Here is a 26,547-nt window from a genome sequence, read left to right as displayed (position 1 = left end):
CCGCGGTGCTTGAGCGCCGCGGGGTTTTTCTTTGGGTCTTGCTTGCTGCGTCCGGTTCGTTACCGGATGCGGATATGGATTGGTGCGCGGCCCGAGCGGTGGGCGACATGAAGGTGGATTCGGGCTTCCGGCTGGTTGGCGCGCCAGGCGCGGGCACCGTGCGACAGAAGCAGGCTGACGAGATCACGCGTCTTTGCCTTGGAACGGTTGAGGCCGAGATCGGCGATACGCATTGCCGCCTCGTGAATGGGATGCAGAACCGACTGGCTGCCATGCCCGTTGCCAGACGCAATGTCCGAATAATTCTCGTTGACTGCCATCTTCGAAAGCCTCGCTACTCATTACACAATTCGAGGAGACAGGCGATGTTTCGACAATGAAGCACCGCCTGCGGAAACATCAGTTACTGGAGTGACGCCCAGCAGCTCACGCCTTTCTTTTTCAATACGTTACATGCATTTACCGCAGCGTTCTGGCCGTCAAAGCCGCCGAAACGGGCGCGGTAGATCTGGGAGCCGTCCTTGCTGAAGGCGACCGTGAAGGGTTTTGCGGAGCGCAGTGCCGCGCCGCCTTTTTCCTGTGCGTTCTGCAGCAGGCCACGGGCGGAGTTTTCGTCCGGCGATGCGCCGATCTGGATGACCCAGCCACCCTGCGGCGCCTCTGCCCTGGGTGAGACGGAAGGTGCGGCGGATGCGGATGCTGCCGTCGATGCCGTGACGATATTGTCCACCTTGGTCGAGTTGGTGATCAGCTTACGATCGGGAGCGACCGGTGCGCGAACGATCGGATCTTTGCCCTTCTGCCAGGTGGCGGCTTCCATGGCCTTGACGGCGGCATTGGAAGAAGAGCCTGCAAAGGCTGTGACGGGTGCTTCTTCGTAACGGGTCTGCGGAACGGGACCGGCGTTGGGCAGGCCGGAATCGGTTGCGGCGACTGCCACGGAAGGATAAGGCGCGGCTGCCGCCACGGTAACGGGTTCTTCGACCGGGCCAGAACGCGTCTGTGCGATCAGGTTGCTGTTGCCGCCGCGCGATGCCTGCGGCAGATAGGTTGCGACGAGCTTGCGCATGGTGGCATCACGGGCAGCGCTGGAGCGTCCGCCGAGAACGACGGCGACGATAGAGCGGCCATCGAGCTGCGCTGATGTCGCCAGATTGCTGCCGGCTGCGCGGGTGTAACCGGTCTTGATGCCATCCACGCCCTTCACGGTTCCGACGAGGCGATTGTGATTGCCAATCACCTGCTTGCCGAAATTGAAGGTTCGGGTGCTGAAATAACCGTAATATTGCGGAAAATGCTGGCGAAGCGCGATGCCGAGACGGGCCTGGTCGCGTGCCGTCGTCATCTGCGCCGTGTTGGGCAGGCCGTTGGCATTGCGATAGGTCGTGCGGGTCATGCCAAGTGCACGGGCCTTTGCCGTCATCATTCTGGCAAAACGGTCTTCCGAGCCGCCGAGATGTTCGCCGAGCGCGGTCGCCATATCGTTTGCGGACCGGGTAACGAGGGCAAGGATAGCCTGTTCCACGGTAACGCTGCCGCCGGCGCGCACGCCGAGCTTCGACGGCGGCTCCTTTGCGGCATTGGCCGAAACAGTCACCCTGGAATCAAGCGAAATGCGTCCGCTGTTGAGTGCCTCGAATGTCAGATAAAGCGTCATCATCTTCGTCAACGATGCCGGATAACGCAGACCGTCAGGATCCTCACCATACAGGACCTTGCCAGACTTTGCGTCGATGACGATACCCGCATATTTCGGGTCGGCCTTTGCGGTCTGAACGGATGTTGCGGCTATGAACGCCGCAGCAAGGGTCAACGCAACAAACCTCACGAAAGACGTTGCACCCGCTTTGCGCGAATGTGCTCCAGATAGACTTTTCAACACTGCTGAACTCTTCAATCGCATATTTCTGTTCCGCTCGGACACGCCCCGCCCGATGCTCCGGCAAGAAACTTTATCGGGATGGCGTTACCAAGTGGTTTATGAAAGGTATCCGCCTTCCATAAAATGCGACTTTTCGCACCCAATCTGTGCCGTGCCGTGTCACGGCTTTCCGTCTTTTACGAGGCGTTGCGCGATATAGGTTTTCACATCCGCATCAACCTTTTGCCATTGCGGCAGCAGATTGGCCGAGAAACGGTAAAACAGGCTGAGGTCCTGGCCAATATGGATATCCCTCTGACAGTCGCTGCCCGTTGCTTCCTGCGGTGGCTGCGGCAGGAGGCAGCGCGCCACAAAGGTATCGTCGTTTTCACGTTCGCCGGTCAGGATGACTTCCTTGCCATAGCCGGAATCGGCGCGCAGGCGATGCAGCAGGAGGCCGTGTTTCAGCGGCACCGGTTCGCCTTCGGTCAGTCGTGAATAGATCGGCCCAAAACGGCCGGACATATCTTCCGACATGGTGCTTTGCGAGAGCTGGACGAAGATCAGCCCCGCCGCCTGAGCAGGATCGTCGAAGATCGCGCGATTCGCGTCCTCATATCCTTTGAGGTCAGGCCAGGTGAGATAGAGGTCGACCCGTTCGCTTTCGCCGCCCTGTCTCTCTAAAGGGGTTCGCAGCGTGTTTTTGGCGAGTTTCAGCCGATCATCGCCGATGGTGATCGCCACCTCATCGGTATCGGTCACATGTCCCGCTTTGAGAATCCGCTCGCCATACCATTTGATGCCGACATTGAGGGCGGCGAGGATGATGAGAAGAATTCCGGCAATGAGGGCTGCGCAGCGCACGAGAGACGATGAAAGCAGGGGTCTTTGGTCGTGCATGGACTTCCATATTCGTTCCGGCCGCCGGATGATTTTCCAGACGGAAAATAGCCGTACAAAGCTTTAACCCGAGGCGGCCGGCATTGAAATGACGTTTTGCCGCTGCTACCTGATACCAACCAAACAAAGGACGGCAGATGGCAGCGCGCGACAGATATTCCCGAAAGCTCGAATGTTCCAAATGTGGTCATCAGGGTTTTGCCGAGGCGTCGGAATCGGATGACAAGAGTCGACGGGATGTGGATTTTCGCATCGATGACATGCCGAGGGGATTTCGCACGGAACGCGCTTCGGGCGATCCGACGGATTTCATGATCCGCTGCGCCCAATGTGGCAATATATTCCGCTTCCAGCAGAAAACCGCCTATGCGCCTGGAGGCGAACCGCGCGTGAAGGCCTGAACGGAAGGTGGTAGTATGACTTTACCCCAACAGCAGAGCGGTGACCCGCAAAGGCGCAAGCCAATCTGGCCCTGGATCGTGCTTCTGGTTCTGACGCTCTCGGCCATCTATTCCTATAATCGCGCCAGCGAGATCATTGCGGAATTCTCCGACACCCTGCCGCCGGCGCTTCTCAACCTGTTCGAGGATATTCTCCGGGGAGACGGCCGGCACGGCAATGGCGGACCGGGCATCGGCGTTTGAGGTGGGGACGTCATAGAGAGGCGCTGGCCTTTTGGCTGCCCTTCATCTTGCGTGACCATAAAAGAAAAAAGCCCCGCAAACGGGCGGGGCAGGTTGATCGCTCGGGGAAAGTTGGGCAATGCCCGGGAGCGATGGCTTGATATAAGTGACAATAGTGCTGACGCGATAGGCCATTTCCGTCCCAAACAGTACGCCTATGCATAAATTTCGCTCAATCTGCAGTTTTTTGAACGATGAGTTATGCAAATCTGTAAGACAACTTGACAGACTTTTGCTTTATTCTTTGCATTGCCTCGAATTGCACATATTCGCCTTTAACATAACGTGACATGAGCAAACGTATGGATAAATCGGGAATCCTCTTCGTGGCGCTTTTGCTGGTGCTTGTCGCAATCGTTCTCAGCCTGACACTGTTTGATTCAGCGCAGCAGGTACCGAATGTTCCTTCCGGGGAAGGCTCGCTGCTGCCTTCTGGAACCACGCCCGGACAATGATCCGCAAGGGGATCCTCGCAGGGAAAGTGCGGGGAGGCATCCGCTTGAAGTGGCGGGATTGACGGCCATTTTGAAAACGCTATAAAGCCTCACCACCGAAGGATGGGTGTCCGAGTGGTTTAAGGAACCGGTCTTGAAAACCGGCGTGCGTGAGAGCGTACCGTGGGTTCGAATCCCACCCCATCTGCCATTCCGCCAAAACAATTATGCCGACGCGATGACGCGGGGAATGATCCCGACGTGTCGTCAGGATTTGGGGTGGCCAAAAATCGTCACGACGAGAAACCCGCCTTACGGCGGGTTCCAGGCGGTGGTTGATCTCATCAGATTTCCGGGCAGCCCCGTTCGTTTGCGAATGTGATGCGATCCTGGCCTCGGCGCGTGAACCCTTCGACGACGACACGACCGGGAGTGACGCGCACGACTTCGGGATCGCGTAGTCCGGCCTCGCGGGCGGCAGCGCGCGCTTCGCGTTCGCTACAGCCGCGCATACGAGGAGAGCCACGGCGGTCCATGTCTCGGTCCCGATCACGATCGCGGATGACAGGGCGAACGCCATCCGGCCCGATTCTCAGCTCCATGTCCTGCGCCCCTGCGGGTACCGTTGCGGCGAAGGATGCGAAGGCGAGGCCGATTGCCAGGCCTGTGGTTTTCATAAACTTGATCATGTTTCCTCCCTCAGCCGAAACCGGCGGAAGCTCGTTTGTTTGCGGGGGGAAAACGCCGTCGTCATCCATTTGTTCCTTGCGTATAGGCTGGGAAGAGACGGCGGGGGCGGTTAGATCGCACCCCAGGAGCGGGCTGGAAGGATAGAAATCATTAACCACGTTCGTTACAATTTTATCGAATTTGCAGAAGTCGTTCGCATTTTCGCCACGTTATGCACAAGATTAAGCGACTGTTAGGTGCTTCGATGGCAGGGGCAAATCATCGAGGCAAGTGAGGGTGCGGTTCTCCAAGCCAGAAGCATGGGCCAATAAGCGTGGGGCAGACGATTTGAAATCTACGGTCAAAAAACTCGGCATCAGCACCAGATCGGGTGTGAAGTGGCTTGCAATTTCCGTGCTTTGCGCTGCGACAGCTTCGTGTTCCACAACCTCTGAGACAAAGCCTAAGCCCAAGCGCAGCAAGGAATATTTCTCGGAATCGGAATATGGCGTCAAAGCCAGCCCGCGTGTGGCCGATGGGAAGAGCATTCCCAAGGGCGGCGGACGAGAGTTGGTCGGCAATGCCTATACGGTCAAGGGCCGTCGTTATTTTCCGAAAGAAGAGCCGGGTTACAACAAGACCGGTCTCGCCTCCTGGTACGGTTCCGCCTTCCACGGCCGCCTGACGGCGAATGGCGAAGTTTACGATAAAGAACATCTTTCCGCCGCACATCCGACATTTCCCCTGCCGAGCTATGCGCGCATCACCAACATGGAAAATGGCTCTTCGGTGCTGGTACGCGTCAACGATCGCGGACCTTTTCATGAAGGTCGCCTGATCGACGTTTCCAGCAAGACCGCCGATCTTCTCGATATGAAGGCGACAGGTACGGCGAATGTGCGTGTGCAATATGCCGGCCGTGCCCCGCTCGACGGTCACGATATGCCCTATCTGATGGCCTCCTATATTCCGAAGGGTTCGCGCTCGCCGGGCGTGGCGCCGGAAGGGCAGATTGCAACGGGCGTGATGGTGGCTTCGGCCTCTCCGAATTTCGTGCCGGCGCCGGCGTCCAACCCGAATTATGGCGGCTCCACGCAGACGGCGCTGGTCGGCTCCAAGAAGAATGCCGCACTTCAGGCCATGCCGCTGGTGAATGGCGTCCAGCCGGCTTTCGAACAGTTTGTTATCCTGCCGGAAATCGGCCCATTCCTGGCCGAGCGGCCGGAGGGCAATTTCATGCGTGAGCCGGCAGCGCCCGGCGGAAATTATCTGCGCGTGCCGACGCCGTCTTCCAAATATTCGGCGGCCTATTCCGAAGAATCAGCTACGGTTTCCAAGTCCGTGCGCGCCTTCGATAGCGTGCTCGTCGACCGTGGTGCGCTCAACGAGCAATCGATACTCGCCCATGTGAAGCGTCAGCAGGCGAAGTCTCGCTGACGAATTGAGAGTAAGGCTGCCTTTCGCTTTCATGGCGTGCAGCCGGTTGCAGCACGCAGGACTGGGCGGTTTCATGCGCAAGGCCATACATCGCTCTTACCGGTCGGCCATCGTTGTGGCCGCCTTCGCATTTTTCAGTGCGGGTGCGGCGCAATCGCAGACAGCCCCTTTCATCGCCAAGGCTGAACAAGCCTATATGATCGATGCCGAAACCGGCACGGTGCTTCTTTCGCAAAATGAAGATCAGTCCTTTCCGCCAGCATCGCTTGCCAAGCTGATGACGGTGGAAGTGGTGCTTGATGCGCTCTCCAAAGGGCAGGTGACGCCGGAAACGGCCTATCCGGTCTCGGAATATGCCTGGCGCACGGGCGGCGCTCCCTCGCGCACCTCCACGATGTTTGCGGCCCTGAAATCCTCAGTCGGCATCAACGATCTGCTGACCGGCATCATCGTGCAGAATGCCAATGACGGCTGCATCATCGTGGCTGAAGGCATGGCCGGTTCGGATGCCGCTTTCGCCAAGCGCATGACAGCGCGGGCGGGCGAACTTGGCATGAATCGCAGCATATTTTCCAATTCCACGGGACTTCCCGATCCCGGCAACCAGACGACCGCCAGGGATATGGTGCGTCTGGCCCAGCATCTGCACGACACCTATCCCGATCGCTACGCGCTTTTCACCAAGCCCGATTTCGAGTGGAACCGGATTTTCCAGCGCAACAAGAACACGCTGCTGATGCCGGGCAGCGGCATAGATGGTCTCGGGCTCGGTTTTGCGGAGGGCAGCGGTTTTGCAGCTGTCGTTTCAGCCGAACGGGAAGGGCGCCGCGTCTATCTGGCGCTTGCAGGCATTGCCGATGACAAGACGCGACAGGAAGAAGCCCGCCGGGTGGTGGACTGGGGCCTGACGGCTTTCGAAAAACGCCATCTTTTCAGCAAGGATGAAGCCGTCGGCGCCGTCAGCGTTTATGGCGGCGATGTCTCGCATATCGATCTTTCACCGAAGGAAGATGTCAGCGTGCTGGTGCCGGTCAATAATCCGGATCGCATTTCCGGCCGCATCGTCTATCGCTGGCCGCTGAATGCGCCGCTGGATGTCGGCGCGAACGCTGGAACACTCAAGATATTTTCGGGCGAACGGCTGCTGCGTGAAGTGCCGCTTTATACGAAGACGGCGGTGGGCAAAGGTTCGCTCACACAGAATGCGACGGGCGCGCTGAAGGAATTGCTGCTCTTCTGGCTGTGACGGCCATTTTCGCTGCCTTATTCCTATGCTTTTGTTCAGGCACTGGTTTTTCTCAAAAGCGCTTCACACATTTCGCTTCGATGCTGTAAACAGGCATTTCGAATTTCAGGAAACCCGTGCAGGACGAGACATTGGCCGAAAAGACCGGATTGTTCATCAGCTTCGAGGGCGGCGAAGGCGCTGGCAAGTCGACGCAGATTCGCACGCTTGCCGAGGCGCTTCGCGGCCGTGGTTTCGAGGTGGTCGTCACGCGTGAGCCGGGTGGTTCGCCGGGCGCCGAGGCGGTCCGACACGTCATTCTGTCAGGTGCGGCCGAATCGTTCGGCGTGCGCATGGAGGCGATCCTGTTTGCGGCGGCGCGTAACGACCATGTCGAGGAGGTCATTCGCCCGGCGCTTGCGCGCGGCGAGATCGTGCTCTGCGACCGTTTCCTTGACTCCTCGCGTGTCTATCAGGGCACGACCGGCAATCTGGAGCCTGATTTCATTGAGACGCTGCAACGGATAGCCATTGATGGCGTTGTGCCCGAGTTGACGCTGATCTTCGATATCGCTGCCGAAAAGGGCCTGGCCCGCGCCAGAAAACGTGCAGATGAGGGAGCGACCCCCGACCGCTTCGAAAAAGAGGAAATCGAGACCCACGAGAAGCGGCGCGAGGCCTATCTGGATATTGCGCTGGCCGAACCGCGTCGCTGCCGTATCGTCAATGCTGACCAGCCGGAAGACAAGGTAACGGAAGACGTCATGTCATTCGTCGAGCCATTGCTCGAGCGTGCGGGAAACGCTGCGGACGCGGCGCATGAGTGAGGTTCAGGGCGTTCTCGACGGCGCGATTGCGCCGCAGCAGAACACGAGGCTTTTCGGGCATGAAGAGGCGGAGGCGTTCCTTGCGCAATCCTATCGCTCGGGCAAAGGCCATCACGCCATCCTGATCGAAGGACCGGAGGGCATCGGCAAGGCGACGCTCGCCTTCCGTTTCGCCAATCATGTGCTGACCCATCCCGATCCCGCATCCGCACCGGATTTCCTTGCTGACCCCGATCCGCAATCGCTCGTCAGCCGGCAGATCACTGCCGGTGCTTCCCATAATCTGCTGCATCTGACGCGTCCGGTGGATGAGAAGACCGGCCGCGTCAAATCCGCGATCACCGTGGATGAGGTGCGGCGGGCAGGGCATTTCTTTTCCCAGACCTCGGGCACCGGCAACTGGCGTATCGTCATCATCGACCCGGCCGACGATCTCAACCGCAATGCCGCGAATGCCATCCTGAAGATTCTGGAGGAGCCGCCGAAACGGGCGATGTTCCTCGTGCTTTCGCATGCACCGGGAAAATTGCTGCCGACTATCCGCTCGCGCTGCATGCCGCTACGGCTCCTGCCGCTTTCCGATGCGGCCATGGTCCAAGCGCTCGATCAACTCGACATCAGTCCTGAAGGCGAAAAGCGCGACGCCCTGCTTACGGCGTCCAAAGGCAGTGTCGCGCAGGCGTTGAAGCTGATGAATTACGGCGGTTCCGACATTGTCGAGGCCTTTGCCGAAGTCATGTCCGCCGAAGGGCCGGGGGCACGCAAGCGCATGCACAAGCTTGCCGAGGTTCTGGCGCAGAAGGACGGCGACATCGTTCTCGGATTCTTCATGGAACATGTGACGGAAGAATTGATGGAGCGGGCCCGGGCTGCGGCAATGGCGGGCGATATCGCGGCGGCGGAAAAACATGCGCGGCTTTCCTCGACGCTTTCGGAACGCATCACCGTGGCGCAGGCCTATAATCTCGACAAGAAGCAGATGGTGCTTTCCATTCTGGAAGATATCCGTTCGGTTTAGGCGCCGGGATATGAATCATACCCAAAATGGGGAAGTTGTTGTTTCGCTGCTGCGAACAATGGTTTAAGAGCGGTCTATCCAAAAAACAGCCTGTAAAGTCGATAGACCGTCATGACAGACAAGACACCGTTCTACATCACCACCGCGATCTCCTACCCCAACGGCAAGCCGCATATCGGCCATGCCTATGAGTTGATTGCGACGGACGCCATGGCACGTTTTCAGCGCCTGGACGGAATGGATGTTTTCTTCCTGACCGGCACGGACGAACACGGCCAGAAGATGCAGCAGACGGCAAGGGCGGAAGGCATTTCGCCGGAAGAGCTGGCGCAGCGCAATTCCGACCAGTTCCGTGAAATGGGCAAGCTGCTCAACGCCTCGAACGACGATTTCATCCGCACCACGGAAGAGCGTCACCACGAGACCTCGCGCAATATCTGGAACCTGATGGCCGATAGCGGCGACATCTACAAGGACAGCTATGCCGGCTGGTATTCCGTGCGCGACGAGGCCTATTACGCCGAGGACGAGACGGAAGTGCGCGCAGACGGTGTCCGTTACGGGCCGCAGGGCACACCGGTCGAATGGGTGGAAGAGGAAAGCTACTTCTTCAAGCTCTCCGAATATCAGGAAAAACTCCTGAAGCTCTACGAGGAGAACCCTGACTTCATCGGTCCGGCCGAGCGCCGCAACGAGATCATCTCGTTCGTCAAATCCGGTCTGAAGGACCTGTCGATTTCCCGCACCACCTTTGACTGGGGCATCAAGGTTCCCGACGATCCGAAGCACGTCATGTATGTCTGGGTCGATGCGCTGACCAACTACATTACCGCGACCGGCTACATCGAGGACAGGAACGGCCCGCGCGCCAAATATTGGCCTGCCGACGTGCACATCATCGGCAAGGACATCATCCGCTTCCACGCGGTCTACTGGCCGGCTTTCCTGATGAGCGCCAAGCTGCCGCTGCCCAAGCGGGTCTACGCGCACGGCTTCCTGCTCAACAAGGGCGAGAAGATGTCGAAGTCGCTCGGCAATGTCGTCGACCCTGCCAATCTGGTTGCCCATTTCGGCCTCGATCCGGTTCGTTATTTCTTCATGCGCGAAGTCTCTTTCGGCCAGGATGGCAGCTATAGCGAAGAGGGCATCGCCACCCGCATCAATGCCGATCTCGCCAATGGCATCGGCAATCTCGCCAGCCGTTCGCTGTCGATGATCGTCAAGAATTGCGACGGGCAGATCCCGACGCCCGGCGCATTCAACGATGACGACAAAGCGATGCTCGCTTCTGCCGACGGGCTGCTTGCGGTCTGCCGCGAGGAAATGGGCAAGCAGCTCATTCACCGCGCGCTTGCCGCCATCATCGCCGTCGTTTCGGAAACCGACCGTTATTTCGCGTCGCAGGAACCGTGGGCGCTGAAGAAGACCGATCCGGAGCGCATGGGCACCGTGCTTTACGTGACGGCCGAAGTGGTGCGCCAGATCGGCATCCTGCTGCAGCCCTTCATGCCTCAGTCCTGCGAGAAGCTGCTCGATCTCGTTGCGGCGCCTGCCGACGGCAGAGATTTCACGGCGCTCGGCGAAGCCGGTCGTCTGGCTCCAGGCACACCGCTCGAAGCGCCGAAGCCGGTCTTCCCGCGTTACGTTGCCCCGGAAGCGTGAAGGCGAGACCATGCTGATCGATACCCATTGCCATCTGGATTTTCCCGATTTCGAGGCGGAGCGCGACGATATCATCGCCCGTGCTCACGCCTCGGGTGTGAGCCAGATGGTGACGATCTCGACCCGGGTGCGCCGTCTGCCGGAGCTTTTGAAGATCGCGGACAAATATCCCTCGGTTTTCTGCTCGGTCGGCACACATCCGAACAATGCCGACGAGGAACTGGATATTTCCGCCGACGAGCTTGTGCGGCTGGCGGAAAGTCACGACAAGATCGTGGCGATCGGTGAGGCGGGTCTGGATTATTTCTACGACACGCAGAAGCCGGAGGACCAGAAGACCGGCCTTATTCGTCACATCGAGGCCGCAAGAAGAACGAAGCTACCGCTCGTCATCCACAGCCGCAGCGCCGATGACGATATGGCCGCTATCCTGCGCGCCGAAAGCGGGAAGGGCGCATTCCCCTTCATCCTGCACTGCTTTTCCGCCGGTCCGGAGCTGGCGAAAGCGGGCGTCGAGCTTGGCGGTTACGTGTCTTTTTCCGGCATCCTCACCTTCCCGAAGTCGCAGGATATCCGCGATATCGCCGCCACTGTGCCGCTGGACAGGCTGCTTGTTGAAACGGACGCGCCTTATCTTGCGCCGAAGCGCTGGCGTGGCAAACGCAACGAGCCGTCCTATGTGGTCAACACGGCGGAGGTTCTGGCCGAAGTGCATGGTGTTTCCTTCGAGCATATGGCCGAAATCACCACCGAAAACGCCTTTCGTTGCTTTTCCAAGATGACAAGGGTGTAGGTGTGGCAATCTACCGTCGCCGCTTCACGGTTCTCGGTTGCGCGTCGTCGCCCGGCGTGCCGCGCATCAACGGCGACTGGGGTGCCTGCGACCCTCAAAACCCCAGGAACAGGCGCACGCGCGCGGCCTTCATGGTGGAGCAGATCGGTCCGGATGGCGGCAAAACCACCGTCGTCATCGACACCGGCCCGGATTTCCGCGAGCAGATGATTGCCGCGAAGGTGCAAGCCGTCGATGCTGTGCTTTACACCCACGCCCACGCCGACCATCTGCACGGCATCGATGACCTGCGCATCTATTTCGCTCTCCAGAAAAGCCGTATTCCGATCTGGGCCGATCCCGTCACCATGGCGCGCATCCGCGACGGTTTTGCCTATTGCCTGGAGACGCCGGCGGGCAGCAACTATCCGCCGATCGTCAGGCCGCAGCTTATCGCCGATATCAACGACCCTGTTATCATCGACGGGGCAGGCGGGCCGATCCCCTTCAAGGTGCATATGCAGCAGCATGGCGACGTGCATTCGCTGGGTTTTCGCATCGGCGACGTTGCCTATTGCACCGATGTCAGCGATTTTCCGGCGGAAAGCCTGCCCAAGCTTACCGGCCTCGATGTGCTCGTCATCGATGCCTTGCAGTATCGATATCACCCCAGCCATCTTTCGCTGGAACAGGCGCTCGGCTGGATCGAGGCACTCGCACCCAAACGGGCGATCTTGACCCACATGCACATTCCGCTCGATTATGACACGGTGATGCGTGAGACGCCGGATCATGTTGAACCGGCTTACGACCAGATGCGTTTCGAGGTTGAGATCGAAGCGCCCTGAGCACGTCTCCTAAAACCGCATTCGGGTTTTGGACATGACGCGCTTTGAAACAACCAATTAAAGGCGCATGGCGCTTTGGCGCCGTCTGAAAAGGAACAGCATGTCGACCAAGCCTTTCCGTGCACCGAGTATGGCGAGCTTCTTCGACAATCTGCGCGCCAGCCGGCTGCGGGCCATGTTCCGGCGCGGCGAACTTGGTCTCGTCGCGCTCGCCGTTCTCATCGGCGTTGCGGCGGGCCTGTTGGTGGCGCTGATCGGGGCCTTGAGCACGGCGCTGCATATATTGGTCTTCGGTGTGGAGCGGCTGAGCAGCAGCGACCTGTCCGGTCGGATCGTGCTGTTCGGGCCAATAATCGGCGGCATGCTGCTTGGCCTCATCATCTTCATTCTGTCGAAGACCCGCAAGAAACCCATGATCGACCCGATCGAGGCGAATGCTCTACATGGCGGCCGCCTGTCGCTGACCGACAGCATCATCGTTTGCGTGCAGAACATCGTTTCCAATGGTTTCGGCGCGTCCGTCGGGCTTGAGGCCGGTTATACGCAGATCGCCAGCGGCGTCGCTTCCAAGATCGGCATCAAACTGAAACTGAGGCGAGGGGACATGCGCATCCTCGTCGGGTGTGGCGCCGCAGGTGCGATCGCCGCGGCCTTCAACGCGCCTCTCACCGGAGCCTTCTACGCCATCGAACTCATCATCGGCACCTATACCGTGGTGACGCTGGCGCCGCTCATCGTCTCTGCACTGGTGGCGACCACCGTCATCGGGCTTATCGGCGGGCATGGTCTGTCGATCGATATTGTCGATGCCAGCCGTGTAACGCCGGCGGATTATGTGCCCGCTATCTTCCTCGGTGTCGTCTGTGCCGCCATCGGCATCGTGCTGATGCAGGCGGTATCCTTCATCGAGGAAACGGCACGCAAAAGCGCCATTCCCGGCTGGCTGCGTCCCACGCTTGGCGGCGTGGCGGTGGGTGGGCTAGCGCTGATTTCGCCGCAGGTTCTCTCGAGCGGCCATGGTGCGCTGCATCTCAACATCGATGCCGAATTGACCATCTATGGGCTGGCCGGGCTGTTTATGCTGAAGGCGGCAGCCAGCGCCATTTCCATCGGCTCGAATTTCCGCGGCGGCCTGTTTTTCGCCTCACTGTTCATGGGCTCGCTGCTCGGCAAGATTTTCGCGCTCTGCGCACCCTATATCGGTTACGGCTCGACGGCTCCCATCGTTTATGCGGTGATCGGCATGAGTGCCTTTGCCGCCGCGATTATCGGTGGGCCGTTGACGATGACGTTTCTGGCGCTGGAATTGACCGGCGACTTCCAGATCACGGCGCTTGTGCTGGCCGCTGTCATCACTACCTCGCTGGTGGTGCGCACCACCTTCGGTTACTCGTTCGCCACCTGGCGTTTTCACCTGCGCGGCGAGAGCATTCGCAGCGCCCATGATATTGGCTGGATCCGCGATCTGACGGTGGGCAAGATGATGCGCGCCGACATCCGCAAAGCCAATGTCAGCATGGGGCTTCCGGCCTTCAAGGAGAAGTTCCCGCTCGGCTCGACGCAGCGGGTGATCATGACCCATGATGACGGGCGTTACGCCGGTATGGTGCTCGTGCCGGAAATCTATGCCGATCCGATGGACCGCGACCCCAGCAAAATCAGCCTCGAAACCTATCTGCACTACAAGAACGACATCTTGCTGCCGACCATGAATGCACGGCAGGCCGCGGCCGCCTTCGACGCGGCCGAAAGCGAAGCCCTGGTCGTCGTCAACGACAAGATCGAAAACCGGCCCGTCGGCTTGCTTACCGAGAGCCATACGCTGAGGCGTTATAGCGAAGAGCTTGATCTGAGGCGCCGGGAGGCTTCCGGAGAACTCTAAATTACATTAGGAATTTTCACCTATTTATTGATATATAGATGTTATTTCGTTTTTCTTCTGCAGATTTCTCCGAAAATTCCACAGATGCAACGCTTAATCGTTGACACGATAAATATATCCATTACTCTGGATATATGGATAACATTGGTGCAATAGCAGCGCTTAGCGCTCTCGCTCAAACGACCCGCTTGGAGACCTTCCGGCGTCTCGTGCAACACGAGCCCGAGGGTATTCCGGCCGGAGAACTCGCTCGTCTCATCCATGTTCCCCAGAACACGATGTCAGCGCATCTCGCCACGCTTGCGCGGGCAGGGCTGGTCAAAAGCGAACGGCAAAGCCGGTCGATCATCTATCGCGCCGACCTCGAGGGGCTGCGCGCGCTAACCCTATTTTTGCTGAAAGACTGCTGCGGCGGGGCGACCGAGCTTTGCGCTCCTTTGATTGCCGAACTCACGCCCTGCTGCTGCCAGGAGGCGGAGGCGTTATGAACTCCAGGAACAGGATCACGGCCTTCGTCAGCCTGCCGCTGCAATCCATCGATCGCATGGCGCTCGAAACGAGACTGCGCAGCATCGCCGCCATGGAAGGCAAAACCACGCCGCAGGAGAGCCCCGCCTGATGTCTGCTTTCGAACGTTATCTGACCGTCTGGGTGTTTCTGTGCACCGTCGTTGGTGTCGCGCTCGGCCATCTGATGCCCGGCCTCTTTCAGCTCATCGCCGCGGCCGAGATCGCCAAGGTGAATATTCCGGTCGCGGTTCTGATCTGGCTGATGATCATTCCGATGTTGCTGAAAATCGATTTCCGCTCTCTCTCGCAGGTCGGTGCATTCTGGCGTGGCATCGGCGTGACCCTGTTCATCAACTGGGCCGTCAAACCGTTCTCGATGGCGATGCTGGGGTGGTTTTTCCTCGGCTGGCTGTTTCGCCCTTATCTTCCGGCGGATCAGATCGATTCCTACATCGCCGGGTTGATCATCCTTGCCGCGGCCCCATGCACCGCCATGGTCTTCGTCTGGAGCAATCTCACCCGCGGTGAGCCGCTGTTCACGCTGTCGCAAGTCGCACTCAATGATGCGATCATGGTCGTGGCGTTTGCCCCGATCGTCGGTCTGTTGCTCGGCCTTTCGGCCATCACCGTTCCGTGGGATACGCTCATTCTCTCCGTGGTGCTTTATATTGTCGTGCCCGTCATCCTCGCGCAGATAATCAGGAGCCGGCTTATGGCGGCCGGCACGTCAGCGACGCTGGATCGTTTTCTCTCAACGTTGCAGCCGATCTCGCTGGTGGCGTTGCTTGCGACACTGATTCTTCTTTTTGCCTTTCAGGGTGAGCAGATCATCGCCCAGCCGGCCGTCATCGGCCTGCTCGCCATACCGATCCTGATTCAGGTCTATCTGAATTCCGGGCTCGCCTATCTTCTCAACCGGATGACCGGAGAAAGGCACTGCGTTGCTGGTCCATCGGCCCTGATCGGCGCCAGCAATTTTTTCGAACTTGCGGTCGCAGCCGCGATCAGCCTGTTCGGCCTTCAGTCGGGTGCAGCGCTGGCAACCGTCGTCGGCGTCCTCATCGAAGTCCCGATCATGCTTTCGGTCGTCTGGATCGTGAACCGCTCGAAGGACTGGTATGAGGCTGCGCCTGCCGTTTCCCGAACGACAATCACCGAAAGGCAATGAGTATGGATGTCACGATTTTTCACAATCCGTCGTGCGGGACGTCTCGCAATACGCTGGCGCTGATCCGGGCGGCGGGGATCGAGCCGACCGTGGCGGAGTACCTGCAGGAACCGCCGACGCGTGAAAGGCTCGCAAAAATAATTGCCGACGCGGGTCTGACAGTACGCGAAGCGATACGCGAGAAGGGGACTCCCTATGCCGAACGCGGCCTCGATAATCCGGCCCTAACCGATGATCAACTGCTCGATGCGATGATGGAAACCCCGATCCTCATCAACCGGCCGTTCGTCATCACACCGCTTGGCACCCGGCTTGCCCGTCCTTCGGAGGTCGTTCTGGATATTCTGCCCGAAACTTTCAAAGGGCCATTCTTTAAAGAGGATGGCGAGCAGGTCCTCGACAATGAAGGAAAGCGCATTGCGTGACACATTTCCCTCGCTGCAGGCGCAGCACCTGCACGGAATCGACGAGCAAGCTCTGCGCCCGGCATTTTCGACCCATAAGCCGCGCATCCTGATCCTATACGGGTCTCTGCGCGAGGTTTCCTATAGCCGCCTGCTTGCATTCGAAGCGGGTCGGTTGCTTGAACGGCTCGGTTGCGAGGTTCGGATATTCGACCCCAAGGGCCTGCCTTTGCCTGATGAAACACCGGCCAGCCATGCCAAGGTGCAGGAACTACGTGATCTCTCGCAATGGTCGGAAGGCCAGGTCTGGGTAAGCCCGGAACGCCACGGCGCGATGACCGGCATCATGAAGTCGCAAATCGACTGGATACCGCTGGCCGTCGGATCAGTCCGGCCGACACAGGGCAAGACACTCGCCGTCATGGAGGTTTCCGGCGGCAGCCAGTCCTTCAACGCCGTGAACCAGATGCGAATTCTCGGCCGGTGGATGCGGATGATCACCATTCCAAACCAGTCCTCGGTTGCCCGGGCATTTCAGGAATTCGATGAGGATGGCCGGATGAGACCTTCGTCCTATTACGACCGGGTCGTGGACGTCTGCGAGGAGCTGGTGAAATTCACATTGCTGACTCGTGATGCTTCCGCTTATCTCACGGACCGTTATAGTGAACGTAAGGAACAGGCAGCGGAACTGGAAAAGCGCGTTTCACTGAAATCGATCTAAGCGGTCAGTTGCGGTGTATGGAGTGCTCGAACGAACGATAATCGCGCAAATCCTAGGTTTCAGAGACAAATAAGTTCCATAATATATCTTATGCGATTATTGTTTGTAGCTGGGTACATTCTATTTTCAAGTGCGACATGCCAATGATTTCAATGGCTTCACTTTGGAGATTTTGGCATGTCCCGATGCTATACGCAGATCACCCTTGCCGATCGCCGCCGTCTTCATCATCTGGTGGCGGCAAAGGTTCCCGTTAACGAGATGGCGCGTCAGCTTGGCCGTCATCGCTCGACCATTTACCGTGAGATCAAGCGCAACACGTTTCATGACCGTGAACTGCCAGATTATGACGGCTACTACAGCACGGTTGCTCACGACATCTCCAGAGACCGTCGACGCCGATTGATAAAGCTGCGGCGCCATCCGGCTTTGCGCGCCGAGATCATCAACCAGTTGGAGGCCCGCTGGTCTCCGGAACAGATTGCCGGACGTCTGCAGTCGGACGGCTTCGGTCGTATTCGCGTATGCAAGGAGACAATCTACCGCTTCATCTACAGCAAGGAAGATTACGCGCTTGGTCTCTATCAGTATCTGCCTGAGGCTCGCCGCAAACGTCGCCCAATGCGTTCGAGGAAGCCGCGCGACGGTGCGTTTCCCTCTACCCACCGAATATCCGAAAGGCCTGATTTCATTGGAAATAGATCGAAGTTTGGACATTGGGAGGGAGACCTCCTCATCTTTGAACGCCCACTCGGCCATGCCAATGTCACCACGCTCGTGGAGCGCAAGAGCCGCTACACCGTTCTTATCAAGAACCCGAGCCGGCACTCGGGGCCAATCATGGATAAGATCGTCAGAGCGTTTTCGCTGTTGCCGGCATTCGCGCGTCAGAGCTTCACATTTGATCGGGGCACCGAGTTTGCCGGGTTCAGGGCTTTGGAGGAAGGGATCGGTGCGTGCAGCTGGTTTTGCGACCCAAGCGCGCCTTGGCAAAAAGGGACCGTCGAGAATACCAACAAGCGAATTCGACGCTTCCTGCCAGGCAGCACAGACCTGGCAGTCGTGTCACAGCGCGACCTTCTCCGCCTCACGCGTCATATCAACGATCAACCGCGCAAATGCCTTGGATACAGGACGCCGGCCGAGGTGTTCATAGCTCATTTGCAAGAAGGAGGGTGATCCCCTACCCTAAAGCGCAGGCATGGTGCACTTGGGTTAGCTTCTCCAATAGATTGCATCTCTGTGGCTGATCGGATGGCACCGATTTGACCATCTGTCGCCAATCACATGGATTAAATGCTTCCCTGCGGTGTTCTTCTGAGTGCGACCACGTACTCACAAAGGAACCTCCGCCGTGAAATACACCTATTCCCTCACTTTCCTGATGGCGGCATTGGCCTGCACTCCGGTGTCCGCCAGCCCGTTCTCGTCCGCTGCCGGACGCTATCGCATCGATCCCACCTCCCATATCGGGTTTTCAATCGACCAGGTTGCCGGTCCGGGAATCAAAGGCGCAATCCTCGACATATCAGGCCGGTTCGACATCGATCCGGATCAGCCGGCCAAGTCTTACGTGGAAATCAGCTTGAATCCGTCCAGCGTCAAGACGGGGCAAGAGCGGGTAGAAAACTTCCTGAAATCCAGCGCGGTTTTTAATATCGCCGCTTATCCGCAGATCGTGTTTCGCTCCAACCGGGTCATTCAGGACGGACCACGCAGCGCGGTTGTCGAAGGCATATTGACAGCCAGAGGCGTCTCTCGACCCGAGACCTTTCACGCGACATTCGTTGAACAGCAAAAGGGATCGGTTACCTTCCATGTGACAGGCAATGTCCCGCGCCTGCCCTATGGCATGGGCGTCGGTGTGCCGCTCTATTCGAATACGGTGGCGTTCGACATCGATCTGAAGGGCGTCAGATAAAAAGCCGCGGTCGCATCAAAAAATCAGCGCGGCGGGAATAAATTCCGCTGACCGGTGTTTTATCCAATATCGGGCACGGTGTCCGATCCGTTTCCTCAAAGGACTATCTCATGCGTGCACATCATTTCGTTCTGGCCGGCGCCATGGCGCTCGCCTCCACCGCCGCCCTTGCCGAGCCCTATGCCGGTGGCGCCGTGGTAGAAAAGGCGACGGCCAAGGGCACTATCCTCACCGACGCCAAAGGCATGACGCTCTATACATTCGACAATGACGGCGACGCCTCATCGGCCTGTTATGATGGCTGCGCGAAAAAATGGCCACCCCTCGCCGCCCTGAAAACCGACAAGGCGGATGGCGACTACAAACCGATCGCCCGCAAGGACGGCACGATGCAGTGGTCGCATGATGGAAAGCCGCTTTATCGCTGGCAGATGGACAAGAAGCCCGGAGACATTACAGGCGATGGCGTCGGCGGCGTTTGGCACGTTGCCAAGGAGTAACTCCAATGCCGGACTTTCTGGACGAGATGACAAGTTGCATACCAGCGCTCCGACGTTATGCGAATGCACTGACGCATGATCGCGACACGGCTGACGATCTCGTCCAGGACTGTCTGGAAAGAGCGATCCGCAAAAAGGCGTTGTGGCGACCGCAGGGGCCGTTGCGCCCTTGGCTGTATCGGGTGCTTGTCAATGTCTACCGCAACAATCTGCGCGGCAGTAAACGCCGGCCCCAGCAAATCCCGATCGACGATGTTACGGAACAACTGGTCGTGCCGGCGGCGCAGACGGGTCGGGTTGCGCTGGCGGAAATGGCCCGCGCCATCGAAAAACTGTCCGGCGAACACCGCGAGACCCTGCTCCTCGTCGTTGTCGAAGGCCTGACCTATGCGGAAGCCGCGAATATTCTTGAAATTCCCCTTGGCACACTGATGTCCCGTCTGGGACGAGCCCGAACGGCGCTTGCCCGCATGACCCAGGAAGACCAGCCAAATCTCAAGGTGATAAAATGACCGGCAACGAGCCACAGATAACCGAAGCCGATCTGCTCTCTTATGTCGACGGGCAGCTTGAAGACGACAGGCTCAATGCCGTTCGTGCCCACCTCACCTCCAATCCGGCCGACGCCCGCAAGGTCAAGATGTGGCAGCAGCAAAATGCGACGCTGACTGCTCTTTATCGCCCTCTCGACACCAATGTTGTACCCGATCGCCTCGATGTATTCCGCATTGAGCGACGCATGCGATCGGAACGGGCTGACTGGCGCAATAGGGCGGCAGCAGCCGTCATTGTTTTTGCCATCGGGCTGACAGGCGGCTGGTTAGGACGCAGGCTTGTATCCGATGTTGCCGAACCTGCTTCCATCGTGGCGGATGCAGCGCAGGCACATAAGCTTTTTGCGAGCGACGTTCTGCATCCGGTGGAGGTCCGCGCCGATAGCGAAGATGCTCAAAACCTGCCGAAATGGCTCTCCAAGCGGTTGGACCGTAAAATCAACATCCCGGATCTCACCCGTCACGGCCTCTCCCTCGTTGGTGGTCGTGTGCTGCCCGGTTCCGAAGGCCCTGCCGCCCAGCTTATGTACGAAGATAAGGGCGGGCAGCGTATCACGCTTTACATCGTTGCCGCGGTGGACTCGAGCGACAGCGCCATGCGGCGCTCCAGCGTCGGTTCGCTGGAAACGGTGTCATGGGACGACGAAATGATCCGATGCGCCCTCGTCGGCAACCTGCCGACGGACCGCATGGACGCCATCGCCAAAGACACCTATCAACAGCTGAGTTAACCGATGCAAGATTTTGGCGATAATTCAGGGAGAGCCCCGGCTGCTGGACGCAGCTGGCGCAACACGCCCTCATCCTTTGGGGTAGTGGCGATCGCATTCCATTGGACGATCGCTGTTCTTTTCGTAGCGCAGCTCGCATTGGGATATCTGATGAGCCGCGACAGCATCGACCCGGTCCTTCAGTTTAATTTTTTCCAGTATCACAAGTCGATCGGATTTCTGGTGCTGGCGCTGGCCGTGCCGCGTTGCCTCTGGTCGGTTTTCAGTAGGAAACCGCGGGCTGTCGATGGCGAAGGTCCGGTTTCGAGGTTCGCCGCGCGGGTCGCTCACTCGGCATTGCTGTTCCTGACCCTGGCGGTTCCCCTCGCCGGTTGGGCTGTCGCATCGACCTCTCCCTTGCAGATCCCCAGCTACGTCTTTGATCTTGTTGTCGTTCCGGGATTGCCCATGACGATCTCTGATCAAGCCGAGGCCTTCTGGAGTGACGTTCACGCCACCCTCGCCTATCTCGCGGCCGTCATCGTTCTTCTTCATGTGATAGCGGCGCTATGGCACCATTTCATCCGCAGAGATCCGACCCTTCGTCGCATGCTTCCCCTTCCGGACACCACGGATAACAGCCGCCGGGAAATCTCCTCCGGACAATAGGGAGACGGTCGACGAGTTGCACAAAAGCTGCAGGCGCAACCTGTTTCAGCCGCTCGATGCGCGGAGGACTCCCTTTCAGGACCATCATTTGTTATTTTCGCCCGCGAAGAGCATTGGCGCATCGAGGTAGACTTTGCCTAAGTAAATACCGGTCTCAATCCAGTTTCACCCGTATTGCGGATAGCCAGAGGCTGTCGGCGTATGATCATGTTCATCGGGTGGTGGCAAGAGACCGGTCTGGCATTGTTAAAATGTGCCTTGCACAGCCCTGCTGTCTCCGCTCTTCGCCCACCCAGGACATCGCCACGCCGTACCCGCAAGGGTTTTCTCCTGCACCATCTTGGTGGACTTCCAAACGGAAGACCAAGACACCATGTGCAACCTTCTTCGGGTCCAATGGACCATTACACCACGAACGGCGCCCCAGCCCTGGCTTGCCTGCAACGGATGCGGTGATCTCAGGGCATTTCAGGCCAGCGACAAGATCCGCCTCAATGCCAACGGCCGTAAACTCGATGCCTGGCTCATCTACAGATGCCTGATCTGTGACAAAAGCTGGAACCGGCCAATCTTCGAGCGGCAGAATGTCTGCGACATAAGCCCGCCTGTTCTGGAGGCGCTGCAGTGCAACGATCCGCAATGGATAAGAGCCGAAACCTTCAACCTCGAGGCGTTGAGACGCAAGTCGCAGCGTATCGACGAGTTTCCGGACTTCGATATCGAGAAAAGGATACGGGACGAACCCACCGACTGGGCCGCGGCCGAGATCGATCTCACGGTTCCGTTTCCGGCTAGCATACGTCTCGATCGCCTGCTGGCTTCCGAACTGGGGCTTTCACGCTCAATGCTGCAGAAGCTTCATGATGGTGGCCAGATACGGGCGCAATCCGACCTTTTGCGGCGGCGTCTCAGGAACGGCACACGGATTGTAATCGAGTGCGGCGACGGGCTTGATAGGGAGCGATTCTGGAAACCGGCGGTGAGAGGTCTCTGAGGGTAGCGCGAGGGTCTGTAGGTTCAGGCCCTCGCCTGCTCATCGAGCGGTTCAGCCATGCGCTGGAAGAGACCTTTTTCTATTTCATCGGGCTTGCGGAACGAAGAGGAATGGTAAAAAAATCGGCCGTCTAACGAGGGTATTCGGCGGAATGAAAAGCTCATCTTATATCGCACAGGTAGCTATTGCGGCGATGTTTGCCTCAACCCAATCAGCCAGTGCGGGGCCTGAAGATCACCATTGGTCGAAGGATCCGGCGAGCCATTGCGCATTCGTCGTGCCGGCTTCGATGACCGAGGGGCCGGCCTTCTGGACAGGCGCTTGTGTCGACGGAAAGGCGTCCGGAATCGGCATGCTCCGTCGCCGGGATGGCGGTCGCGCCGGGGCTGCTTTCCTTGGTAAAATGAGGAATGGTCTTCCTGAGATCGGTGTCGTCGATCTGGACGACGGGTATCGGGCGGGCAAGTTCAGCGACGGCGATATTGGTGGCGAGGCCGAGCTTGAGCCTCAGCTGCGGATAGATGCGTTTCGTATTGCAGCAGACGCCGCAAGGCAGGTTAGCGCCAAATACGCGGCAGAGAAGAATGAAGCCTCCGCTCAGCTCTATGGCACCATGGCGGAAACCCTTGAAGCTCAGATCGAATAGGTACCCCTGCACGGTGATGTCATCGACAGGCGCTGAAAAGCTCTGGCCATTTCAGGCAAAAACCTTAAGCTCCTGCGCCGGACACAAATTGCAGAGAACCACCAGATTTTCAGTTCAAATCATCAGGGAGAAAGCACACTATGAGCCTGCGTATCAACGATATCGCCCCCGACTTCACCGCCGAGACCACCCAGGGTCCGGTGCGTTTTCACGACTGGATCGGCGATGGCTGGGCAGTCCTGTTTTCCCATCCGAAAAACTTCACGCCCGTGTGCACGACGGAACTCGGCGCCATGGGCGGCCTGCAGCCGGAATTCGAAAAACGCGGCGTCAAGATCATCGGCATTTCGGTCGATCCGGTCGAAAGCCATGAAAAATGGAAAGCCGATATTCGCACCGCGACCGGCTTCAATGTCGATTATCCGCTGATCGGCGACAAGGACCTGAAGGTGGCGAAGCTCTATGACATGCTGCCGGCGGGTGCCGGCGACAGCTCCGAAGGCCGCACGCCTGCCGATAACGCCACCGTGCGCTCCGTCTTCGTCATCGGCCCCGACAAGAAGATCAAACTGGTCCTCACCTACCCGATGACCACCGGCCGCAATTTCGATGAAATTCTCCGCGCCATCGATTCCATCCAGCTCACCTCCAAACACCAGGTGGCGACGCCCGCCAACTGGAAGCAGGGAGAGGATGTCATCATCACCGCCGCCGTCTCCAATGAAGATGCGATTGCCCGTTTCGGCTCCTACGACACGGTTCTTCCGTATCTGCGCAAGACGAAGCAGCCCGGCTAAGCTGCTAACGAAAAACGGGGGCGGTGAACTATCATCGCCCCAGTCATCGCACTTCTCATGGCTTTATGATCCCGCCATGATAGTCAAGCCGGTACGTCTCGACATGTCCCCGGTAGATGCGCTCGACACCGGTGAAGGACTCGAATTCACCAGCATTCGTATCAACATAGATCAGATTTTCCACCGGATGGGTAAAGCCGCCGAGAAAGCGGCCTTCCCGATAGAGAGTGGAGAGCGACCGCTGAATGACCATACCGGCCGTCGTGCCGTCGATCATATCAGGCCTGAGAATACGGCCGTAATAACTCATCGCCCACACCGCGGTTCCCTGGTGCCAGACGACCTCCTGGCCGATGAAATCGGTTCCCCCGAAATAGCTGTCGACATAATGCCAGTCTCCTTCCCGATAACCGAGATCGTGCGATCCCTGACGCGTGGGGGTCGCAGATTTATCGCCGCCGCCGACATATGTTGCAGACTTGGCTTGCACGATAAACTCCTCCAACATTGACCCTCTCCACGATCTAGAACATAAAGTGAACATAGACGGTTTTCGCGATCATCGCAAGCATCCTGCCGCACGACGTCGAGCCGCTATTTCAGCGCTGACGGGCTTGGTAATTGCGGCGTTTGCCCTTAAAAGCATCGCAGGAATTATCCCAAAAGAGTGCTCATGCCGCAAAACCCGCAAATCTATGTCGACGCCGACGCGTGCCCCGTGAAACCGGAAATTCTGAAGGTGGCGGAGCGGCATGGTCTGGAAGTGACCTTTGTCGCCAATTCCGGCCTTCGTCCTTCGCGCGATCCGATGGTAAAAAACGTCATCGTATCTGCGGGTTTCGATGCGGCCGATGACTGGATTGCAGAGCGTGCCGCCGAAAACGATATCGTCATCACCGCCGATGTGCCGCTGGCCGGGCGTTGCGTTGCCAAGGGCGCACTGGTGACGGGACCGACGGGGCGCGTTTTCGATCCGTCGAATATCGGCATGGCGACGGCGATGCGTGATCTGGGTGCGCATCTGCGCGAAACCGGGGAAAGCAAGGGCTATAACGCGGCCTTCTCGCCGCGTGACCGCTCGGCCTTTCTGGAGACGCTTGACCGTTTCTGCCGCCGTGTCAAAAAATGACGCTGCAAACAGAAAGGTGTCGTCCATGACCCGCGCCAGTCCGAAAAGCCCGGCCAAGAGCCCCGTATGTCTCAAGAGCAACAGCTATCGCCGTCATCGGCCTTTCGTCATTGCCTTTCTCGTCTGGGCCCTCAGCCTTGGCCTGGCGCTGGCATTTGCGCCTTCCATCGCCATAGAGATCGCGGCGGTTCTGTTTTTCCTGACCTATCTGACGCTGGTCGCGTTCCGTCTGCCGCAGCTGACCGCGCAGCAGCTGAAAGCCCATGCCGACAGCGACGATCTGCCTGCGGTCGCCATCATCGCCGTCACGCTGCTTGCAGTCGGTGTTGCCGTGGTGTCGCTGTTTCAGGCGCTCAACCACACGGGTGAAACGGTCTGGACGCTGCTCATCGCCTTCGCCTCTGTTATCTTCGGCTGGCTGACGATCCACACCATGACCGCCCTGCACTACGCCCATCTTTACTGGCGTCCGGCCACGGTGGATGGCAAGCCTCAACATCGCGGCGGCATGGATTTTCCGGCGACGAAGGAACCCTGCGGTTACGACTTCCTCTATTTCGCCGTGGTGATCGGTATGACGGCGCAGACCTCGGATGTGGGGGTAACCACCACCGCCATGCGCAAGGTGACGCTGCTGCACTCCATCGTTTCTTTTTTCTTCAACACGGTTCTGGTCGCGGCGGCGGTCAATGCCGCGGTCTCGCTTGCGGGCTGAACCGAAATTTTCTTAAGGGAATGGCTTCATGAACATCATTTCGCAGAATACGGCCTTTGGCGGCATGCAGGGCGTTTTTTCGCACCAATCCGAAACGCTCAAAAGCGAGATGACCTTCGCAGTCTATGTGCCGCCGAAGGCGATCCATGAGCCCTGCCCGGTTGTCTGGTATCTCTCCGGCCTCACCTGCACCCATGCCAATGTCATGGAAAAGGGCGAATATCGCCGCATGGCGTCTGAACTGGGTTTGGTCGTCGTCTGCCCGGATACCAGCCCACGCGGCAATGACGTGCCGGATGAGCTGACCAACTGGCAGATGGGCAAGGGCGCCGGTTTTTATCTCGACGCCACCGAGGAGCCCTGGTCGGAGCATTACCAGATGTACAGCTATGTGACGGAAGAGCTGCCTGCCCTCATCGGCCAGCATTTTCGCGCCGATATGAGCCGCCAGTCCATTTTCGGCCATTCGATGGGCGGTCATGGTGCTATGACGATTGCGCTGAAAAACCCCGAGCGTTTCAAGAGCTGCTCGGCTTTTGCACCCATCGTTGCCCCCTCTTCGGCCGACTGGTCGGAACCGGCGCTGGAGAAATATCTCGGTGCTGACAGGGCCGCATGGCGTCGCTATGACGCCTGCTCGCTGGTCGAGGATGGCGCACGGTTTCCCGAGTTCCTGATCGACCAGGGCAAGGCCGATAGTTTCCTGGAAAAAGGCCTGCGCCCCTGGCTGTTCGAAGAGGCGATCAAGGGCACAGATATCGGCCTGACGCTGCGCATGCATGATCGTTACGACCACTCCTATTATTTCATCTCCACTTTCATGGATGACCATCTGAAGTGGCATGCGGAGCGGCTTGGCTAAGGCTGGAGAAACAGGCCGGCGGCGCCC

32 protein-coding genes, 1 tRNA gene and 1 pseudogene are annotated in these 26,547 nt (G+C 58.5%); 29 read left to right on the top strand and 5 right to left on the bottom strand.

Annotated features, from left to right (window positions below; genetic code table 11):
- Positions 1–59: 59 nt before the first annotated feature.
- The 3 genes from ATU_RS07435 to ATU_RS07425 all read right to left on the bottom strand — a co-directional run bounded on the left by ATU_RS07435 (position 60) and on the right by ATU_RS07425 (position 2,761).
- A complete protein-coding gene (locus ATU_RS07435; RefSeq protein ID WP_006316234.1) occupies positions 60–320 on the bottom strand; it encodes a hypothetical protein in 261 nt (86 codons plus the stop codon).
- Between the two features lie 83 nt (positions 321–403).
- The gene (locus tag ATU_RS07430) at positions 404–1,903 is read right to left on the bottom strand and encodes a D-alanyl-D-alanine carboxypeptidase family protein (RefSeq protein WP_010971674.1); all 1,500 of its coding nucleotides are present in this window, start codon (positions 1,901–1,903) and stop codon (positions 404–406) included.
- 138 nt (positions 1,904–2,041) lie between these two features.
- Positions 2,042–2,761, bottom strand: coding sequence for a hypothetical protein (locus ATU_RS07425; protein WP_010972621.1), 720 nt, complete (start codon positions 2,759–2,761; stop codon positions 2,042–2,044).
- 137 nt (positions 2,762–2,898) lie between these two features.
- Between ATU_RS07425 and ATU_RS07420 the strand changes: the two genes are divergently transcribed.
- The 4 genes from ATU_RS07420 to ATU_RS07405 all read left to right on the top strand — a co-directional run bounded on the left by ATU_RS07420 (position 2,899) and on the right by ATU_RS07405 (position 4,089).
- Positions 2,899–3,162: a hypothetical protein gene (locus ATU_RS07420; RefSeq protein ID WP_035258829.1), complete on the top strand. Its 264-nt coding sequence runs from the start codon at positions 2,899–2,901 to the stop codon at positions 3,160–3,162.
- A gap of 15 nt (positions 3,163–3,177) precedes the next feature.
- Positions 3,178–3,405 (top strand): hypothetical protein, encoded by a 228-nt coding sequence (locus ATU_RS07415; RefSeq protein ID WP_006316230.1) that lies wholly within the window; start codon positions 3,178–3,180, stop codon positions 3,403–3,405.
- Between the two features lie 329 nt (positions 3,406–3,734).
- A complete protein-coding gene (locus ATU_RS07410; RefSeq protein WP_010972605.1) occupies positions 3,735–3,899 on the top strand; it encodes a hypothetical protein in 165 nt (54 codons plus the stop codon).
- A 100-nt stretch (positions 3,900–3,999) separates the two neighbouring features.
- A tRNA-Ser gene (locus ATU_RS07405) sits at positions 4,000–4,089 on the top strand.
- A gap of 133 nt (positions 4,090–4,222) precedes the next feature.
- On the opposite strand, the gene ATU_RS07400 is transcribed toward ATU_RS07405, so the two are convergent.
- The gene (locus tag ATU_RS07400; protein WP_010971673.1) at positions 4,223–4,567 is read right to left on the bottom strand and encodes a hypothetical protein; all 345 of its coding nucleotides are present in this window, start codon (positions 4,565–4,567) and stop codon (positions 4,223–4,225) included.
- Between the two features lie 328 nt (positions 4,568–4,895).
- Here ATU_RS07400 and ATU_RS07395 point away from each other — a divergent pair, with 328 nt between their 5' ends.
- The 22 genes and pseudogenes from ATU_RS07395 to ATU_RS07290 all read left to right on the top strand — a co-directional run bounded on the left by ATU_RS07395 (position 4,896) and on the right by ATU_RS07290 (position 23,814).
- Entirely contained in the window at positions 4,896–5,984 is a 1,089-nt protein-coding gene (locus tag ATU_RS07395) for a septal ring lytic transglycosylase RlpA family protein (RefSeq protein ID WP_006316227.1), read from the top strand.
- 73 nt (positions 5,985–6,057) lie between these two features.
- The gene (locus ATU_RS07390; protein ID WP_010971671.1) at positions 6,058–7,230 is read left to right on the top strand and encodes a D-alanyl-D-alanine carboxypeptidase family protein; all 1,173 of its coding nucleotides are present in this window, start codon (positions 6,058–6,060) and stop codon (positions 7,228–7,230) included.
- Positions 7,231–7,361: 131 nt separating this feature from the next.
- Complete coding sequence (tmk, locus tag ATU_RS07385) at positions 7,362–8,036, top strand: dTMP kinase (protein WP_035216759.1); 675 nt, start codon at positions 7,362–7,364, stop codon at positions 8,034–8,036.
- Positions 8,029–9,054 carry a DNA polymerase III subunit delta' gene (locus tag ATU_RS07380; RefSeq protein WP_010971669.1) on the top strand — a complete coding sequence of 342 codons (1,026 nt, stop codon included), beginning with the start codon at positions 8,029–8,031 and terminating at the stop codon, positions 9,052–9,054. Before tmk ends, ATU_RS07380 begins: the two co-directional genes overlap by 8 nt.
- 111 nt (positions 9,055–9,165) lie before the next feature.
- Entirely contained in the window at positions 9,166–10,716 is a 1,551-nt protein-coding gene (metG, locus tag ATU_RS07375) for a methionine--tRNA ligase (RefSeq protein ID WP_010971668.1), read from the top strand.
- Positions 10,717–10,726: 10 nt separating this feature from the next.
- A complete protein-coding gene (locus tag ATU_RS07370; RefSeq protein WP_006316213.1) occupies positions 10,727–11,509 on the top strand; it encodes a TatD family hydrolase in 783 nt (260 codons plus the stop codon).
- Between the two features lie 2 nt (positions 11,510–11,511).
- Positions 11,512–12,336, top strand: a complete 825-nt coding sequence (locus ATU_RS07365) for an MBL fold metallo-hydrolase (RefSeq protein WP_010971667.1) — start codon at positions 11,512–11,514, stop codon at positions 12,334–12,336.
- A 100-nt stretch (positions 12,337–12,436) separates the two neighbouring features.
- Positions 12,437–14,218 carry a chloride channel protein gene (locus ATU_RS07360; RefSeq protein ID WP_010971666.1) on the top strand — a complete coding sequence of 594 codons (1,782 nt, stop codon included), beginning with the start codon at positions 12,437–12,439 and terminating at the stop codon, positions 14,216–14,218.
- A 134-nt stretch (positions 14,219–14,352) separates the two neighbouring features.
- Positions 14,353–14,706 (top strand): ArsR/SmtB family transcription factor, encoded by a 354-nt coding sequence (locus ATU_RS07355; RefSeq protein WP_010971665.1) that lies wholly within the window; start codon positions 14,353–14,355, stop codon positions 14,704–14,706.
- 5 nt (positions 14,707–14,711) lie between these two features.
- Positions 14,712–14,837 (top strand): annotated as a pseudogene (locus ATU_RS07350) (arsenate reductase ArsC); the annotation flags it as partial.
- Positions 14,837–15,895 carry an ACR3 family arsenite efflux transporter gene (gene arsB / locus ATU_RS07345; protein ID WP_010971664.1) on the top strand — a complete coding sequence of 353 codons (1,059 nt, stop codon included), beginning with the start codon at positions 14,837–14,839 and terminating at the stop codon, positions 15,893–15,895. The pseudogene ATU_RS07350 and the gene arsB, both read left to right, overlap by 1 nt.
- A gap of 2 nt (positions 15,896–15,897) precedes the next feature.
- A complete protein-coding gene (gene arsC, locus ATU_RS07340) occupies positions 15,898–16,320 on the top strand; it encodes an arsenate reductase (glutaredoxin) (protein ID WP_010971663.1) in 423 nt (140 codons plus the stop codon).
- Positions 16,298–17,023 carry an arsenical resistance protein ArsH gene (arsH, locus tag ATU_RS07335; protein WP_035258840.1) on the top strand — a complete coding sequence of 242 codons (726 nt, stop codon included), beginning with the start codon at positions 16,298–16,300 and terminating at the stop codon, positions 17,021–17,023. The genes arsC and arsH overlap by 23 nt, the downstream gene beginning before the upstream one ends.
- A gap of 177 nt (positions 17,024–17,200) precedes the next feature.
- A complete protein-coding gene (locus ATU_RS07330; protein ID WP_010971661.1) occupies positions 17,201–18,202 on the top strand; it encodes an IS30 family transposase in 1,002 nt (333 codons plus the stop codon).
- A gap of 175 nt (positions 18,203–18,377) precedes the next feature.
- Complete coding sequence (locus ATU_RS07325; RefSeq protein WP_010971660.1) at positions 18,378–18,944, top strand: YceI family protein; 567 nt, start codon at positions 18,378–18,380, stop codon at positions 18,942–18,944.
- 110 nt (positions 18,945–19,054) lie between these two features.
- The gene (locus tag ATU_RS07320; protein ID WP_010971659.1) at positions 19,055–19,444 is read left to right on the top strand and encodes a COG4315 family predicted lipoprotein; all 390 of its coding nucleotides are present in this window, start codon (positions 19,055–19,057) and stop codon (positions 19,442–19,444) included.
- A 5-nt stretch (positions 19,445–19,449) separates the two neighbouring features.
- Positions 19,450–19,956, top strand: coding sequence for a sigma-70 family RNA polymerase sigma factor (locus ATU_RS07315; RefSeq protein WP_010971658.1), 507 nt, complete (start codon positions 19,450–19,452; stop codon positions 19,954–19,956).
- Complete coding sequence (locus tag ATU_RS07310; RefSeq protein ID WP_010971657.1) at positions 19,953–20,729, top strand: anti-sigma factor family protein; 777 nt, start codon at positions 19,953–19,955, stop codon at positions 20,727–20,729. The genes ATU_RS07315 and ATU_RS07310 overlap by 4 nt, the downstream gene beginning before the upstream one ends.
- Before the next feature lie 3 nt (positions 20,730–20,732).
- A complete protein-coding gene (locus ATU_RS07305) occupies positions 20,733–21,377 on the top strand; it encodes a cytochrome b (protein ID WP_010971656.1) in 645 nt (214 codons plus the stop codon).
- 373 nt (positions 21,378–21,750) lie between these two features.
- Entirely contained in the window at positions 21,751–22,371 is a 621-nt protein-coding gene (locus tag ATU_RS07300) for a DUF1062 domain-containing protein (protein ID WP_010971655.1), read from the top strand.
- A gap of 151 nt (positions 22,372–22,522) precedes the next feature.
- Positions 22,523–23,017 (top strand): hypothetical protein, encoded by a 495-nt coding sequence (locus ATU_RS07295; protein ID WP_010971654.1) that lies wholly within the window; start codon positions 22,523–22,525, stop codon positions 23,015–23,017.
- Between the two features lie 140 nt (positions 23,018–23,157).
- A complete protein-coding gene (locus ATU_RS07290) occupies positions 23,158–23,814 on the top strand; it encodes a peroxiredoxin (protein ID WP_006315319.1) in 657 nt (218 codons plus the stop codon).
- 55 nt (positions 23,815–23,869) lie between these two features.
- On the opposite strand, the gene ATU_RS07285 is transcribed toward ATU_RS07290, so the two are convergent.
- Positions 23,870–24,322 carry a DUF5680 domain-containing protein gene (locus ATU_RS07285; protein WP_010972658.1) on the bottom strand — a complete coding sequence of 151 codons (453 nt, stop codon included), beginning with the start codon at positions 24,320–24,322 and terminating at the stop codon, positions 23,870–23,872.
- A gap of 165 nt (positions 24,323–24,487) precedes the next feature.
- Between ATU_RS07285 and ATU_RS07280 the strand changes: the two genes are divergently transcribed.
- From ATU_RS07280 to fghA, 3 genes are read left to right on the top strand one after another with little or no spacing between them, the layout of a single operon-like run.
- Positions 24,488–24,943, top strand: coding sequence for a YaiI/YqxD family protein (locus ATU_RS07280; protein WP_035256644.1), 456 nt, complete (start codon positions 24,488–24,490; stop codon positions 24,941–24,943).
- 25 nt (positions 24,944–24,968) lie between these two features.
- Complete coding sequence (locus tag ATU_RS07275; protein ID WP_010971652.1) at positions 24,969–25,658, top strand: DUF1345 domain-containing protein; 690 nt, start codon at positions 24,969–24,971, stop codon at positions 25,656–25,658.
- Positions 25,659–25,686: 28 nt separating this feature from the next.
- The gene (gene fghA, locus ATU_RS07270; RefSeq protein ID WP_010971651.1) at positions 25,687–26,520 is read left to right on the top strand and encodes an S-formylglutathione hydrolase; all 834 of its coding nucleotides are present in this window, start codon (positions 25,687–25,689) and stop codon (positions 26,518–26,520) included.
- The last annotated feature ends 27 nt before the right edge of the window (positions 26,521–26,547 follow it).

Origin of the sequence: Agrobacterium fabrum str. C58 (assembly GCF_000092025.1) — a bacterium.
GTDB classification, from domain to species: domain Bacteria; phylum Pseudomonadota; class Alphaproteobacteria; order Rhizobiales; family Rhizobiaceae; genus Agrobacterium; species Agrobacterium fabrum.
Note: the sequence above shows the minus strand (reverse complement) of the source record. Positions and strands in the feature narration are given on the sequence as shown.